This window comes from Rhodanobacter sp. LX-99 (genome assembly GCF_018599185.1).
GTDB lineage: Bacteria > Pseudomonadota > Gammaproteobacteria > Xanthomonadales > Rhodanobacteraceae > Rhodanobacter.
The window spans coordinates 485,580-499,526 of record NZ_JAHFVL010000002.1; the positions used below are offsets into that span (position 1 = coordinate 485,580).

A 13,947-nucleotide genomic window follows, 5' to 3' on the forward strand; every position below is an offset into this window, starting at 1 on the left:
GAGACTGCTATCATGCGCGCTTCCTGTCAGGTCGTGCGTTGGGGTCGAAAAGTGCTGGAAATTCTGTTGGCTGGCGGTTGGGCGCTGGCGCCCATCCTGATCTGTTCGGCGGTGGCCTTGGCGATCGTGCTGGAGCGCTGCTGGACCCTGCGCCGCAAATCGGTGCTGCCGCCGGGCCTGGGCGATGAAGTGCGCCAGTGGGCGCGTTCCGGCCAGCTCGATCCGAAACATCTCGACACGCTGGCCAGCGGTTCGCCGCTGGGCGAGCTGCTGGCAGCCGCGCTGGCCGTGCGCCGGCAGCCGCGCGAACTGATCAAGGAGCGCATCGAGGACACTGGCCGGCACGTCATCCACCGGATGGAACGCTACCTCAACACGCTGGGCACGATCGCGCTGATCGGCCCGTTGCTGGGCCTGTTCGGTACCGTGATCGGCCTGATCCGCATGTTCATGGAAGTGATGGCCGGCGGCATCGGCGATCCGGCGAAGATGGCCGGCGGCATCGGCGAGGCGCTGATCTGCACCGCGGCGGGCCTGACCGTGGCCATCCCGGCGTATGTGCTGCACCGCTACTTCCGCTCGCGCGTGGCCGGCTACTGCGTGGAGATGGAAAAGCAGGCGACGGCGCTGCTCGACGACCTGACCCTGGCCGCTGCTCCGGTGGCGGCACCCGTACGGCCGCGCCGCGCGCCGGTACCGACCGCGCCGAGCGCAGGCTGAGGCGCACCGATGCGTATCGGCAACGACCGCCGCGGCGACGACTTCGAGATCAACGTGATCCCGTTGATCGACGTGCTGCTGACCCTGCTGATGTTCTTCGTGCTGACCAGCACGTTCATCCAGCACTCGCGTCTGCAGATCACCCTGCCGCAGGCGAGCACGCAGGACCGCGACATGAACGCCCCGGCGCTGACCGTGATGATCGACCATGACGGCCGTTTCTACGTCGGCAGCGACGAGGTGATGGGCGAGGGCATCGAGGCGCTGAAGCAGACCATCGCGCGCAATGCGGGCGACGACCGCGAGCGCCCGGTGACGATCCGCGCCGACGCGATGACGCCAAACCAGAACGTGGTCACCGCGATGGACGCGCTGGGCCAGCTCGGCTTCACCCGGCTGTCGATCGCCACCACGCCGAGCAAGCCGGGCGCAGGCAAATGAGCGGCAGGAAAATCGCCGTATGGGACGTGCAGACCTGGCGCGTCTACAAGCGGCTGCTGGGGTATACGAAGCGCTACTGGCTGGTGGGCCTGATTGCGCTGATCGGCATGGTCCTGGACGGCGGCGCGCTCGCGGCCTTCACCCAGAAGCTGAAGCCGATGATCGATGACCTGTTCGCGAAGAAGGATGCCTACCTGATCTTCTGGATGCCGATCTGGATCATGGGGATCTTCGCGGTACGCGGCGTCGGCACCTTCGTCAGCAGCTACGGCATTTCCTACATCGGCCGCAACGTCGTGCAGTCGATCCAGTCCGATGTCTTCGCCGCCTACCTGAGGTTGCCGGCGGCATTCTTCGGCAACGAGCCGTCGGGCCAGCAGATTTCCCGCGTCACCTACACCAGCGAACAAGTGGCCTCGGCGTCCACCGACGCGGTGAAGATCGCGGTGACCGAAGGCGTCACCGTGATCGGCATGCTGTATGTCATGTTGAGCAACAGCGCCTACCTCTCGCTGGCGCTGCTGGTGATGGTGCCGGCGATCGGGCTGATCGCCACCCTGGTGAGCCGGCGTTACCGGCTGATCAGCCGGCGCATCCAGAGCATGATGGGCTCGATCACCGGCGCGGTGGACGAATCGGTCAATGCGCACCGCGAAGTGCGCATCTATGGCGGCCAGCAGCACGAGGCCGCGCGCTTCAGCGAGGTTACCCACCGCGCCCGTCGGCTCAACCTGAAGATCGCCGCCACCAACGCCAGCGCCAGCACGTCGATCCAGACCGTGGCCGCGCTGGCCCTGGCCGTGTTGGTGTTCCTGGCGACACGGCCGGACGTGATCACCAACATTTCGCCGGGCGTGTTCGTCACCGTGCTGACCGCGATGGGCGCGCTGATGCCGTCGCTGAAACGGCTTGCGAACGTGCAGGCGAACATCCAGCGCGGCGTGTCCGCCGCGGAGGATCTGTTCGAGGTCATGGACATGCCGCCGGAGACCGATACGGGCCACCGGGAAATCGTGCGGACGCGTGGCGACATCCGTTTCGAAAATATCCGCATGACCTATCCGCGCGGCGAGTTCGAGGCCCTGCGCGGCGTGGACCTGCATTGCGCCCCCGGCACGGTGACCGCCCTGGTCGGCCGCTCCGGCAGCGGCAAGAGCAGCCTGGTCAGCCTGCTGCCGCGCTTCTATGCGCCCAGCGCCGGACGCATCGTGCTGGACGGCGAGAATTACGAAGACTACACGCTGGCTTCGCTGCGCCGGCAGATCGCCTGGGTCGGGCAAAGCGTGGTGCTGTTCGACGACACCGTGGCCAACAACATCGCCTACGGCGAACTGGCCGGTGCCAGCGAAGCGGACATCGTGGCCGCGGCCGAGGCGGCGAACGCGATGGAATTCATCGCGCGCCTGCCGCAGGGCATCCACACGCCGATCGGGCAGAGCGGCAACACGCTTTCCGGCGGCCAGCGCCAGCGCATCGCGATCGCCCGCGCGATTCTCAAGAATGCGCCGATCCTGGTGCTGGACGAGGCGACCAGCGCGCTCGACACCGAATCGGAGCAGCTGATCCAGCAGGCACTGCAGCGCCTGATGCGCGACCGCACCACCCTGGTGATCGCCCATCGCCTGTCCACCGTCGAGGGTGCCGGGCAGATCGCCGTGATGGACCAGGGCCGCATCATCGAGCGTGGCACGCACGCCGAACTGATCGCGCTGGGCGGGCAGTACGCCGCGCTGCACCGGATGCAGTTCCACGACCACGCCGCCGGCCCCGGCAGCGACTGAGGATCGTCCATGGCGCTGATCGACACGCTCGAATCAGCCTGGTACGGCAACGGCCGGGTTCCGTGGTGGGCGCCGCCGCTGGCGGCGCTGTACGGCGGCGCGACCCGGCTGCGCCGCGGCCTGTTCCGGATCGGCGGGCTGCGCAGCGTGCGCCTGCCGGCGCCGGTCGTGGTGATCGGCAACCTCAGTGTCGGCGGCACCGGCAAGACGCCGTTGACGATCGCCGTGGCCGCCGCCTTGCGTGCGCGCGGTTACCGGCCCGGCGTGGTCAGCCGCGGCTACGGCGGCAGCCAGCGTGAAGCGCTGTTGCTCGGCGAAGCGCCGGACCCGGCGCAGGTCGGCGACGAACCCTGCCTGATCCGCGCCAGCGGCGTGCCGGTGGCGGTGGGGCGCGATCGTCCGGCGGCGGCGCAACTGCTGCTGGACGCCGGCTGCGACGTGCTGATCGCCGACGACGGCCTGCAGCACTACCGCCTGGCACGCGACGTGGAAATCTGCGTGATCGACGGCGTGCGCCGCTTCGGCAACCGCCGGCTGCTGCCGGCCGGGCCGTTGCGCGAACCGCTGGGCCGGCTGCAGCGCGTCGACCTGCGCGTCTGCAACGGCGGCGTGGCCGAGGCAGGCGAATACCCGATGCAGCTGCGCGGCGGCGACGCGATCGCACTGGACGACGGCCGCATGCAGGCGCTGGCCAGCTTCGGCGGCCGGCGCGTCCACGCGGTGGCGGCGATCGGCAACCCGCAGCGTTTCTTCGACAGCCTGCGTGCCGCCGGCGTCGAGGTGATCGAGCATGCTTTCGCCGACCACCACGGTTTCGTTCCGGCGGACCTGGATTTCGCCGATGGCCTGCCGCTGCTGATGACCGACAAGGACGCGGTCAAATGCCGGCGTTTCGCGCGGCCGCAATGGTGGCGGGTGCCGGTGCAGGCGGACCTGCCGCAAGCGTTTTACGGGGCGCTGGTCGAGCGCCTGGAAGGCCTGCGCCGGGAAACGAGTTCGCCCGCCACGTAGACCGTGCGAGCCAGGCTGCCACCGATCCAGTAGCACAGCTCGGCCGGCTGGCGCGCGTTCCACACCACCAGGTCGGCGCGCTGGCCGACCGCCAGCGTGCCGCGGTCGCCAAGGCCCAGTGCACGCGCGGCATTCACGGTAACTCCGCGCAGCGCCTCCTCCGGCGTCAGCCGGAACAGGGTGCAGGCCATGCCGGCGGCCAGCCGCAGCGACAGCAGCGGCGAGGTGCCGGGATTGCAGTCGGTGGCGATGGCGATCGGCACGTGGTGTTCGCGCAATGCCGCGACCGGCGGCAGCTGCGTCTCGCGCAGCGCGTAGAACGCACCGGGCAGCAGTACCGCGACAGTGCCGGCGGCGGCCATCGCCGCGATGCCGGATTCGCCGAGGTGTTCCAGATGGTCGGCGGAAAGGCCGCCGTACTCGGCGACCAGTGCGGCGCCGCCGAGATCGGACAACTGCTCGGCGTGCAGCTTCACCGGCAGGCCGAGCTGTCTTGCGCGTTCGAACACGCGGCGGGTTTCCTCGCGGCTGAAGCCGATGCCTTCGCAGAACGCATCGACCGCATCGACGAGTTTTTCGGCGGCAAGCGCGGGCAGCATCTCGTCGCAGACCAGCACCACATAGTCGTCGCGTCGGTCCCGGTATTCCGGCGAAAGCGCATGCAGGCCGAGGAAGCTGGTGCGCACGCTGATGCCCAGCTCGCGGCCGAGCCGTCGCGCCACGCGCAGCATGCGGCGTTCGCTGTCGAGGTCCAGCCCGTAGCCGGACTTGATCTCCAGCGTGGTCACGCCGTCGGCCAGCAACGCGCGGGCGCGCGGCAGCGATTGCGCGAGCAACTGCTCCTCGCTGGCGGCGCGGGTGGCATTGACGCTGGAGACGATGCCGCCGCCGGCGCGGGCGATCTCCTCGTAGCTGGCGCCGTTGAGGCGCAGCTCGAATTCGTGGGCACGGTCGCCGCCGAACACCAGATGGGTGTGGCAGTCGACCAGCCCCGGCGTGACCAGGGCGCCATCCAGCGATTCCACCGTGACGGCGAGTGCGCCCGGTGCGTCCGGCAGGTCGTCCTGCCGACCGACCCAGGCGATGCGGCCATGGTGCAGCGCGATCGCGCCGTGCTCGATCAGGCCATAAGGCTCGTCGCCGGCAAACGTGGCGAGGTTGGCGTTCAGCAGCAGGCGGTCCCAGCGGGGTTCGGTCATGGTTGTCGCTCCGTCATGGCTGGCTGGGGTGCGGCGGGTCCGCAGGTGCAGCGGGCTCCGTGTAGGCCGTGGTTTCGCCGGCGGCGGGCAGCGGCTGCGCGGGTGCCTGGTCGGTATGCGCAGTCTGTTGCCGATCGAAGTCGCGCACCATGCGCTCGGCGAAATCGCGATACACCGGGGTGGGGCAGAACAGCGACGCCGCCGCGCGGGCGAGCAGGCAGGCGGCCATGATCGGGATCACCATGCCCTGGTTGGCGGTCAGTTCCATCGCGATCACCGCCGAGGTCAGCGGCGAGCCGGTGACGCCGGCCAGGTACGCGCTCATGCCCAGCAGCACCACCGCACCGGCAGGCGCGCCCGGCAGGAGGTGCGCGATGTTCTGGCCCAGGCCGGCACCGACCGCCAGCGCCGGCGAGAAGATGCCACCCGGGATGCCGGCCCAGTACGAGACCACGTTGGCCAGCAGCTTGGCGATGCCGAAACCCTGGTCGGGCATGCTGGCCGCGCCCTGCACGATCGCGCGGGCCTGGTCGTAGCCGGTACCGTAGATGCTGTTGTGCGTGCATGCGCCGAGCAGGGCCAGCGCCAGGCCGCAGCCCGCGGCGAACCACACCGGCCAGCGCGCGCGCAGGCGGCCGACCTGCGCCAGCGGGCCGCGCCGGCTGAGCAGGATCAGCCGCGCGAACAGGCCGCCCAGCAGGCCGCAGATGACGCCGGTCAGCAGCACGGCGAGCCAGGCATGGCCGAGCGGCAGGCTGGCCTCGACTTCGCCGAAGTACGAGTAGTTGCCCATGATGCCCAGCGAGACCACGCCGCCGATGATCACCGCGGTCAGCAGCAGGCCGCTGAAGCGGTGTTCGAAGGTGCCGGCCAGTTCCTCGATCGCGAACACGACGCCGGCCAGCGGCGTGTTGAACGCCGCCGCAATGCCGGCCGCGCCGCCGGCCAGGATGAAGCGCGAGGCGGCCTTGGCGTCGCTGAAGCCGAAACGCCGGCCGATGGAATGGAACAAGGCGGCGCCGACGTGCACGGTCGGACCTTCGCGCCCGATCGAGGCGCCCACCGCCAGCGAGATCAGGGTCAGCAGCATCTTGCCGGCGGCAATCGGCAACGACAGCATGCGCGCGCGAAAGCCCTCGTCCTCGACATGCAGGGTGCCGATCACCTGCGGGATGCCGCTGCCGCGCGTTGCGCGCAGGCGCCCTTCGGTGACCCAGGCGAGCAGGCCGAACACGATCGGGGTGAGGATCAGCGGAATCCAGCTGCCGTGGCCGAGGAGGCTCAGGAACAGCCGGTATGCCCACACGCTGGCCTTCGCGAACAGGATCGCCGCCAGCGCCACCAGCACCGCGCCGGACCACAGCACCAGCCGGCGCTTCCAGTGATGCGGCGCAAAGAACTCATGGCCGAGCAACGCCTGCAGGCGCGGGTTCGTCGACTTCGACGCGGGTTCGGGGGACGCGGACATGGCGCGATTATCGCAGAGTCATCGACGCCGGCAGGGCCCGTTTACGAGTTGCGCTCCGGTGGCGGGCATCGCCGCTCCCGAAAGGGTCGGATAACATCGGCAGCCTGCATCGGTGTCCGCGAGCGCTGCAGCGCAAGCACGCGATGCCAGGCGATTTCGGAGCCGGCGATGCCATCCATTCGGTACGCGAGACCTTCTGATGCGAAAAGGCTGGCCGCGTTGGCCGAGGAAACGTTCCGCGACACCTTCGCGAGCATGAATGCCGTGGAAGACATGAATCTTCATTGCCGGACCAGTTACGGCGAAGCCATTCAATTGGCGGAGATCTCAAACGCCGCAATGGCCACCCTGCTCTGCGAGGAAGGCGGGGATCTGACGGCGTTCGCGCAGCTTCGCTGGTCCGGGGCGCCGGGTTGCGTCTCCGCGAAAAGTCCGGGGGAAATTCAACGGCTTTATGTTGCGAAGTCGTGGCACGGAAAGGGTGTTGCGCATGACTTGATGGCAGCCTGCATCAGGGAAATGGAAGGTCGGCAATCCGACGTGGCCTGGCTTGGCGTGTGGGAGCGGAATCCGAGAGCCATAGCCTTCTACAAGAAATTCGGGTTCGTGGAGGTTGGCGACCATGTCTTCCCTTTGGGTACCGATCCCCAGCGCGACATCATCATGACTCGCCCCGTTTCCCATCGGCCTTCAGGCGCCTGACCGTGCCTTCACGGTGGCATCCGTCAGCGCGGCCGCCAGCGCGTCTCGTACAGGTCGAAGCGGCGATCCTTGAGGTTCTGCACCGCGCCGGCGTTGCGCGCGCGGGCCAGGCTTTCCAGGCGCAGGTCGGCGAACAGCACGGTCTCGATGTTCGGGGTCGAATCGGCCGCCACGCCGTCGCGGGCGAAGCCGAAGTCGCTCGGGGTGAGGATGCAGCTCTGGCCGTACTGGATGTCGAAGTTGTTGACGCCGGGCAGGTTGCCCACGTTGCCCGAGAGCACCACGTAGCACTGGTTCTCGATCGCCCGCGCCTGCGCGCAGTAGCGCACGCGCAGGTAACCTTCGCGCACGTCGGTGCAGAACGGCACGAACAGGATCAGCGCGCCCTGGTCGACCAGATGCCGCGCCACTTCGGGAAACTCCGCGTCGTAGCAGATCATCACCCCGATCGGGCCGCAGTCGGTGAGCACGGTGGCCGCGCTGTCGCCGCCGCTGATGTTCCACACGTTGCGCTCGCTCGGCGTCGGGTGCAGCTTCTCGCGCTCGTGGATCGAGCCGTCGCGCAGGCACACGTAGCAGACGTTGTGAATGTCGCCGTTGGCCTGTTCGGTGGGGTGCGTGCCGGCGATGATGTTGATGTTGTAGTGCACCGCCAGCCGGCTGAAGAGCTCCTTCACCTGCGGCGTGTAGTGGCTGAGCTTGCGGATCGACTCCACCGGCGACAGCTCGGTGTTCTCGATCGACAGCAGCTGCAGCGTGATCAGCTCGGGGAAGGTGACGAAGTCCGCGCTGTAGTCGGTGGCGATGTCGGTGAAGTATTCGACCTGGGTGGCGAACTCCTCGAACGAGGTGATCCGGCGCTGCTGGTATTGCACCGAGGCCACCCGCACCGAGTCGGGCAGCAGTCGCGCCGAGGTGATCGGCGGGATGTCCGGCTGGTCGAGCAGTTGCGGATTGCGCCAGACCAGGTGCACCGCATAACCGAGCGACTCGTGATCGGACGGCACGTAGCCGCGCAGGACGCCGACCACCTCGAAACCGTTCGACAGCTGGAAGCTCAGCGTGGGGTCGCGCCGCTTGCCTTCCACCACCGCCTGCACGTAGGCCTCGGGGCTGCCGTAGCGCGCGAGGTTCTTCGCCAGGCCGGGCATGCGTCCGCCGAACACGATGCCGCGCAGCTTCAGGTCCATGCACAGCCGCTTGCGCGCCTGGTACAGCCGTTGGCCGATGCGCATGCCGCGGTAGTCCGGATGCACCACCACTTCCATGCCGTACAGCCAGTTGCCGTCCGGCTTGTGCCGCGAGCCCATGCCGCCGCCGGTGATCTGCATCCAGGTGTGCGGCGCCAGCGCGGTGGCTTCGTCGATGCGGAACGTGGCGCAGTAGCCCACGATCACGCCTTCGTACTCGACCACGAACTGGCCTTCGGGGAAGTGCGTCTGCTGCGAACGCAGCATCTCCACCGAATGGCCCCATTCGTCCGAGTAGATCCGGGCGGTGAGGTCGGCAAGCTGGGGTACGTCGCCCAGCACCGCCTGCCGCAACAACAGCTTCGGGGTGTTTTCGAGGGTTTTCCTGGCCATCCGTCCATTATGCCTGGCGTGAAACACGCCAAAGTGAAGGCGCTTTCATCCACCCGTTACACTGCGCGGCATCGTCCATGGGAGTCGCCTGCATGAGCATTCACGCCGCCGTTCGGCCATTTCGGGCAGGCCAGCTATGGCGCGCCGATGGCTGGCACGCCGACGCAGCGCTGGCTGTTGGCGCCGACGGCCGCTTGCGCGAGCCGGCCGATCGCGGCGGCGAGATGATCGGCAACTGGGTACTGCCGGGCATGCCGAACCTGCATTCGCATGCGTTCCAGCGCGCGATGGCCGGCCTGGCGGAGCGCAAGGGCAGGGCCGACGACAGCTTCTGGAGCTGGCGCGAGACGATGTACGCGTTCGCCGCCACGATCGGCCCGGACGAGCTGCAGGCGATCGCCGCCCAGCTCTACGTCGAGATGCTCAAGGCCGGCTACACCCATGTCTGCGAATTCCACTATCTGCACCATCAGCCGGACGGCACGCCGTACGCGCAGCCGGAGGCGATGTCGCTGGCGCTCGTCGAGGCCGCGCGCGAGGCCGGCATCGGCCTGACCCTGCTGCCGGTGCTGTACATCAGCGGCGGTTTCGACGGCCGTGCGCTCAGCGCGCGGCAACGCCGCTTCGGCCACTCCGTCGAGGCCTGGCTGCGCCTGCTGGAAACGCTGCGCCGGCAGGAGAGCGACGGCGTGTGCGTCGGCATCGCCCTGCATTCGCTGCGCGCGGTGCCGGAACCGGCGCTGCGCGAGGTGCTGGGCCATCCGCTGGCGGGCAGCGGCCCGATCCACATCCACATCGCCGAGCAGATCGGCGAAGTGCAGGACTGCCTGGCCACCCGCGGCGCACGGCCGGTGGAGTGGCTGTTCGACCATGCCGGGGTCGATGCCCGCTGGTGCCTGGTCCACGCCACCCACCTCACCGCGGCGGAGACCACCCAGCTCGCGCGCAGCGGTGCCGTGGCCGGGCTGTGTCCCACCACCGAGGCGAACCTGGGCGACGGCCTGTTCCCGCTGGCCGAATACCTGGACGCCGGCGGCGCGCTCGGCATCGGCTCGGACTCGCACATCTCGATCTCGCCGGTGGAAGAACTGCGCTGGCTGGAATACGGCCAACGCCTTTCGACCCGCCACCGCAACATCGCCGCACGGCATGAGGGCGACAGCGTGGGCGAGACGCTGTGGCGCGCTGCCTTGCGCGGTGGTGCCCAGGCATCGGGGCAGCCGATCGGCGAGCTGCGCGACGGCGCGCGGGCCGACCTGGTCGTGCTGGACGACAACTCCCCGCTGCTCGCCGCCCGCGATGCGCGTTCGGTGCTGGACAGCTTCCTGTTCGCCGGCAACACGCCGCTGGTGCGCGACGTGATGGTCGGCGGCAGCTGGCAGGTGCGCGGCTTCCATCATCGCGACGAGGAGCGTATCGCGGCGCGCTATCGCCGCGTGGTGGCGCGGTTGGCCGGTAGCTGATCCGGCCCCGGAATCGGGCCTATGTCCGGACGCACACGATTGGGCTAGATTGCGCTGGCAGTACGCGCCGTCATTGTCGACGGTATTCCTCGATCCCTGCCAGGAGAGTTCCCATGCAAGGTTCCACCGATCTGGGCAAGCTGGTGCTTCGCGTCGTGCTGGGTGTGTTGATCCTGTTCCATGGCGTGTCCAAGCTGATCCATGGGCCGGGCTACATCGTCAGCGTGGTGACCGCGGCGGGCCTGCCGTCGTTCCTGGCCTACGGGGTGTATGTGGGCGAGGTGATCGCGCCGCTCCTGCTGCTGCTCGGTTACTGGACGCGGGTGGGTGCGCTGATCATCGTGATCAATATGCTGGTGGCGATCGGGCTGGTGCACCTGAGCCAGTTCGCCACGCTGGCCGATACCGGCGGCTGGGCGCTGGAACTGCAGGGGATGTTCCTCGGCACCGCGCTGGCCATCATGCTGCTCGGCGCCGGCCGCTACAGCCTGGGCGGCAGCCACGGCCGCTGGAACTGAGCAGGCTTCCCGCCAGACTCGCTTGAACGCCTGGAACGCCAGCCGGCGATGGCTGGCGTTCCAGGCAGCGGTTGCGGTTGTCGGACCCTTGCCCGCTTCGCAAGCGCGGTGCGATTTGCCACACTCGACGCTTTCGCCGATGGGTCGCGATGCGCTCGAACGCTCTTGCCGCGGTGGGACTGGCGTTGTGCTCGGCGCTGTTCTTCACGCTCACCTACGTGCTCAACCGCAGCCTTGTCGCCGGCGGTGGACATTGGGCGTGGGCGGTGATCCTGCGTTACCTGCTGACCCTGCCGATGCTCGCCGTGGTGCTGCCGCTGCAGGGCGGGCTGGGCGAGTTGCCGCGCGAACTGCGCCGGCATGCCCGGCCGTGGCTGCTGTGGAGCAGCGTGGGTTTCGTGCTGTTCGGCGTGCCGCTGACCTGGGCGGCCAGCAGCGGACCGTCGTGGCTGATCGCCGGCAGCTTCCAGACCACCGTGCTGGCCGGGCCGCTGCTGGCGCCGCTGATCTATCGCGACGAACGGCGCCGGCTGGCCTGGCGCACACTGGCGCTCGGCGCGCTGATCGTGGCCGGCGTGTTCGCGCTGCAATGGGGCCATGCGCAAGGCCGGCTGCATGCCGGCGACTGGCTCGCGATCGGCGCGGTGGTGCTGTCCGCGTTCGCCTATCCGCTGGGCAACCGCAAGCTGCTGCTGCACCTGGAGCATGCCCAGGCGGAGCCGGGCGGCAGCCGGCTCAACGCGGTGCAGCGGGTGTTCGGCATGACGCTGTGCAGCTGGCCGCTGTGGCTGCTGTTCGCCGTGGCCGCGTGGTTCACGGTCGGTCCGCCGACGTGGCGCGAGGCGCTGCTGGCCGGTGGCGTGGCGCTGTCCTCCGGCACCATCGCCACGGTGATGTTCTTCCGCGCCACCGACATGGTGCGCAGCGAGCCGACCGCGCTGGCCGCGGTGGAGGCGATGCAGGCGGCGGAGCTGCTGTTCGCCACGCTGCTCGGCGTGCTGTTTCTCGGCGAGGCGTGGCCGCATGGCTACGCCCTGTTCGGCGCGCTGGCGATCGTCGTCGGCATCGCGTTGTTCGGCTGGGTCAGCGGGCGCGGTGCGGCAGGGCATGACGAGGAAGTGCGCGCGCTACGCGGCGACCGCAGCGCCTGAGGGCGCATGACTGCCGGCACATGCGGGCACGGTTGCGGCGGCGTATTCCGGAGCATTCCGAATGGCCTGCAGAGAAGCCCATGCCGACAAGCATCCGTGCTCCTTCATGGGTCGCCGTTCTTTATGGCGGCTTTGTCGCCGGTTCGCTCGACGTTCTTGCCGCCGCGCTGATCAACTGGCTCGATCCGCTGATCATCATGCGTGCGATCGCCAGCGGCCTGCTCGGCCGGGCCGCGTTCCAGGGCGGCTTGCCGGTCGCGGCGCTGGGGCTGGGGCTGCAGTGGGCGATGTCGCTGCTGATCGCGGCGATCTTCGTGTTCGCCGCCGGGCGGATGTCCTGGTTGGGCCGGCGCTGGATCGCTGCCGGCCTGCTTTACGGCGTGGTGGTGTTCGTGGTGATGGAGTACGTGGTGGTGCCGTTGTCGGCGGCCGCGAAGCCGCATTTCACCGCGCTCTCCCTCGTCGAGAACCTGCTGGCGATGCTGCTGTTCGGCCTGATCGTGTCGTTCTTCGCCCGCGGTACGGGGCCTCGTTCGCCCCCGGATCAAGTCCGGGGCGGGCTCTGAGCGGGCAGATCACGGATTTCGACGCGAGCTACACTCGGCGCGGACGGGTGAGCCTCGCCCCTTGAATTGAAATGCGAGCCGATGATCGATCCTGAAGATGGGCCCGTCCACCATGGCACGCCCGCGTTCCGGCGCACCAACCTGGCATTGTTTGCAGCCGGCTTTGCCACCTTCGGCCTGCTGTACTGCGTGCAGCCGCTGATGCCGGAGTTCAGCCGCGACTACGGGGTGAGCGAGGCGGGCGCGGCGCTGTCGCTGTCGCTGACCACCGGCGTGCTGGCGTTCGCGATGCTGTTTGCCGGAGCGCTGTCGGATGCCTGGGGGCGCAAGTCGGTGATGGTGGTGTCGCTGCTGTCGTCGGCCGTGCTGGTACTGGTCACCGCCGTGATGCCGGACTGGACCGCGCTGCTGCTGGTGCGCACGTTGCTGGGGCTCACCCTGAGCGGCCTGCCGGCGGTGGCGATGACGTACCTCAGCGAGGAAATGCACGTCGAGTCGATCGGCCTGGGCATGGGCCTGTACATCAGCGGCAGCGCGGTCGGCGGCATGGGCGGGCGGCTGATCACCGGGGTGCTGGCCGACTTCTTCGGCTGGCGCATCGGCGTGGCGGTGGTCGGCGCGATCGGCGTGCTGGCGGCGCTGATCTTCTGGCGCGCGCTGCCGCCGTCGCGGCATTTCGTGGCGCAGCCGTTGCGCTGGCGCACGGTGCTGGGACGCTTCAACGGCATCTTCCATGACCGCGGATTGCCGTGGCTGTTCGTCGAGGGTTTCCTGTTGCTCGGCGCGTTCGTCACCGTCTACAACTACCTCGGGTACCGGCTGCTGGCGCCGCCGTACAGCCTGAGCCAGGCGGCGGTCGGACTGATCTTCGGCATCTACCTGGTCGGCACGTTCAGCTCGGCGTGGATGGGCCACCTGGCCGGCAGGCTCGGGCGGCGCAAGGTGCTGTGGACGGCGTTCGCGCTGATGCTGGCCGGCGTGGCGCTGACCATGCTGCAGCCGCTGCCGCTGATCATCCTGGGTATCGTGGCGGTGACGTTCGGCTTCTTCGGCGGCCACTCCATCGTCAGCAGCTGGGTCGGCCGGCGCGCCGGCGCGGCGAAGGCGCAGGCCTCGTCGGTGTACCTGTTCTGCTACTACATGGGATCGAGCATCGCCGGCGCCAGCGGCGGGCTGTTCTACGCGTCGCACGGCTGGAACGGCGTGGCGCTGTTCGTCGGCGTGCTGGTGCTGGCCGGCCTGCTGATCGCGCTGCGGCTGTTCCGCCTGCCGCCACTGGTCAACGTGGCGACGCCGCCGGCGCCGATGAGCCGGGGCGCGATGCCTTGAGGGCCGGGATTCGGG

13 protein-coding genes are annotated in these 13,947 nt (G+C 68.9%); 10 read left to right on the forward strand and 3 right to left on the reverse strand.

Translation table 11 applies throughout. The annotated features are described in order from the left end of the window. Positions 1-66 precede the first annotated feature (66 nt). Genes KK131_RS12975 through lpxK form a run of 4 tightly spaced genes read left to right on the forward strand, consistent with a single transcriptional unit; the run spans position 67 to position 3,953 of the window. On the forward strand, positions 67-720 hold the full coding sequence (locus tag KK131_RS12975) for a MotA/TolQ/ExbB proton channel family protein (RefSeq protein ID WP_250887252.1): 654 nt from the start codon (positions 67-69) through the stop codon (positions 718-720). 9 nt (positions 721-729) lie between these two features. Beyond that, a complete protein-coding gene (locus tag KK131_RS12980) occupies positions 730-1,161 on the forward strand; it encodes a biopolymer transporter ExbD (RefSeq protein ID WP_214557137.1) in 432 nt (143 codons plus the stop codon). Further along, positions 1,158-2,942, forward strand: coding sequence for a lipid A export permease/ATP-binding protein MsbA (gene msbA, locus KK131_RS12985; protein WP_214557138.1), 1,785 nt, complete (start codon positions 1,158-1,160; stop codon positions 2,940-2,942). Before KK131_RS12980 ends, msbA begins: the two co-directional genes overlap by 4 nt. Before the next feature lie 9 nt (positions 2,943-2,951). Then, complete coding sequence (gene lpxK / locus KK131_RS12990; RefSeq protein ID WP_214557139.1) at positions 2,952-3,953, forward strand: tetraacyldisaccharide 4'-kinase; 1,002 nt, start codon at positions 2,952-2,954, stop codon at positions 3,951-3,953. On the opposite strand, the gene hutI is transcribed toward lpxK, so the two are convergent. Both hutI and KK131_RS13000 read right to left on the reverse strand, forming a co-directional pair. Then, on the reverse strand, positions 3,890-5,152 hold the full coding sequence (gene hutI, locus KK131_RS12995) for an imidazolonepropionase (protein WP_214557140.1): 1,263 nt from the start codon (positions 5,150-5,152) through the stop codon (positions 3,890-3,892). The two genes, lpxK and hutI, sit on opposite strands and share 64 nt — an antisense overlap. Positions 5,153-5,165: 13 nt before the next feature. Beyond that, complete coding sequence (locus tag KK131_RS13000; protein ID WP_214557141.1) at positions 5,166-6,620, reverse strand: chloride channel protein; 1,455 nt, start codon at positions 6,618-6,620, stop codon at positions 5,166-5,168. Between the two features lie 219 nt (positions 6,621-6,839). Here KK131_RS13000 and KK131_RS13005 point away from each other — a divergent pair, with 219 nt between their 5' ends. After that, positions 6,840-7,322 carry a GNAT family N-acetyltransferase gene (locus KK131_RS13005; protein ID WP_250887253.1) on the forward strand — a complete coding sequence of 161 codons (483 nt, stop codon included), beginning with the start codon at positions 6,840-6,842 and terminating at the stop codon, positions 7,320-7,322. A 23-nt stretch (positions 7,323-7,345) separates the two neighbouring features. Here KK131_RS13005 and KK131_RS13010 read toward each other — a convergent pair whose 3' ends face one another. Next, entirely contained in the window at positions 7,346-8,905 is a 1,560-nt protein-coding gene (locus KK131_RS13010; protein ID WP_214557143.1) for a bifunctional GNAT family N-acetyltransferase/carbon-nitrogen hydrolase family protein, read from the reverse strand. 92 nt (positions 8,906-8,997) lie between these two features. On the opposite strand from KK131_RS13010, the gene KK131_RS13015 reads away from it, so the two are divergent. The 5 genes from KK131_RS13015 to KK131_RS13035 all read left to right on the forward strand — a co-directional run bounded on the left by KK131_RS13015 (position 8,998) and on the right by KK131_RS13035 (position 13,932). Then, positions 8,998-10,368, forward strand: coding sequence for a formimidoylglutamate deiminase (locus tag KK131_RS13015; RefSeq protein ID WP_214557144.1), 1,371 nt, complete (start codon positions 8,998-9,000; stop codon positions 10,366-10,368). Positions 10,369-10,481: 113 nt separating this feature from the next. Then, on the forward strand, positions 10,482-10,886 hold the full coding sequence (locus tag KK131_RS13020) for a DoxX family protein (protein WP_214557145.1): 405 nt from the start codon (positions 10,482-10,484) through the stop codon (positions 10,884-10,886). Positions 10,887-11,035: 149 nt separating this feature from the next. Beyond that, on the forward strand, positions 11,036-12,037 hold the full coding sequence (locus KK131_RS13025) for a multidrug resistance efflux transporter family protein (RefSeq protein ID WP_214557146.1): 1,002 nt from the start codon (positions 11,036-11,038) through the stop codon (positions 12,035-12,037). Positions 12,038-12,057: 20 nt separating this feature from the next. Further along, positions 12,058-12,603: a hypothetical protein gene (locus tag KK131_RS13030; RefSeq protein WP_250887254.1), complete on the forward strand. Its 546-nt coding sequence runs from the start codon at positions 12,058-12,060 to the stop codon at positions 12,601-12,603. Positions 12,604-12,684: 81 nt separating this feature from the next. Further along, a complete protein-coding gene (locus tag KK131_RS13035) occupies positions 12,685-13,932 on the forward strand; it encodes an MFS transporter (protein ID WP_214557147.1) in 1,248 nt (415 codons plus the stop codon). Positions 13,933-13,947: the final 15 nt, after the last annotated feature.

Bases quoted from the DNA above. Each gene is read 5' to 3' on its own strand.
- KK131_RS12980 (WP_214557137.1), top strand. From the start codon at position 730: ATGCGTATCGGCAACGACCGCCGCGGCGACGACTTCGAGATCAACGTG.
- msbA (WP_214557138.1), top strand. From the start codon at position 1,158: ATGAGCGGCAGGAAAATCGCCGTATGGGACGTGCAGACCTGGCGCGTC.
- lpxK (WP_214557139.1), top strand. From the start codon at position 2,952: ATGGCGCTGATCGACACGCTCGAATCAGCCTGGTACGGCAACGGCCGG.
- hutI (WP_214557140.1), bottom strand. From the start codon at position 5,152: ATGACCGAACCCCGCTGGGACCGCCTGCTGCTGAACGCCAACCTCGCC.
- KK131_RS13000 (WP_214557141.1), bottom strand. From the start codon at position 6,620: ATGTCCGCGTCCCCCGAACCCGCGTCGAAGTCGACGAACCCGCGCCTG.
- KK131_RS13010 (WP_214557143.1), bottom strand. From the start codon at position 8,905: ATGGCCAGGAAAACCCTCGAAAACACCCCGAAGCTGTTGTTGCGGCAG.
- KK131_RS13015 (WP_214557144.1), top strand. From the start codon at position 8,998: ATGAGCATTCACGCCGCCGTTCGGCCATTTCGGGCAGGCCAGCTATGG.
- KK131_RS13020 (WP_214557145.1), top strand. From the start codon at position 10,482: ATGCAAGGTTCCACCGATCTGGGCAAGCTGGTGCTTCGCGTCGTGCTG.
- KK131_RS13025 (WP_214557146.1), top strand. From the start codon at position 11,036: ATGCGCTCGAACGCTCTTGCCGCGGTGGGACTGGCGTTGTGCTCGGCG.
- KK131_RS13030 (WP_250887254.1), top strand. From the start codon at position 12,058: ATGCGGGCACGGTTGCGGCGGCGTATTCCGGAGCATTCCGAATGGCCT.
- KK131_RS13035 (WP_214557147.1), top strand. From the start codon at position 12,685: ATGATCGATCCTGAAGATGGGCCCGTCCACCATGGCACGCCCGCGTTC.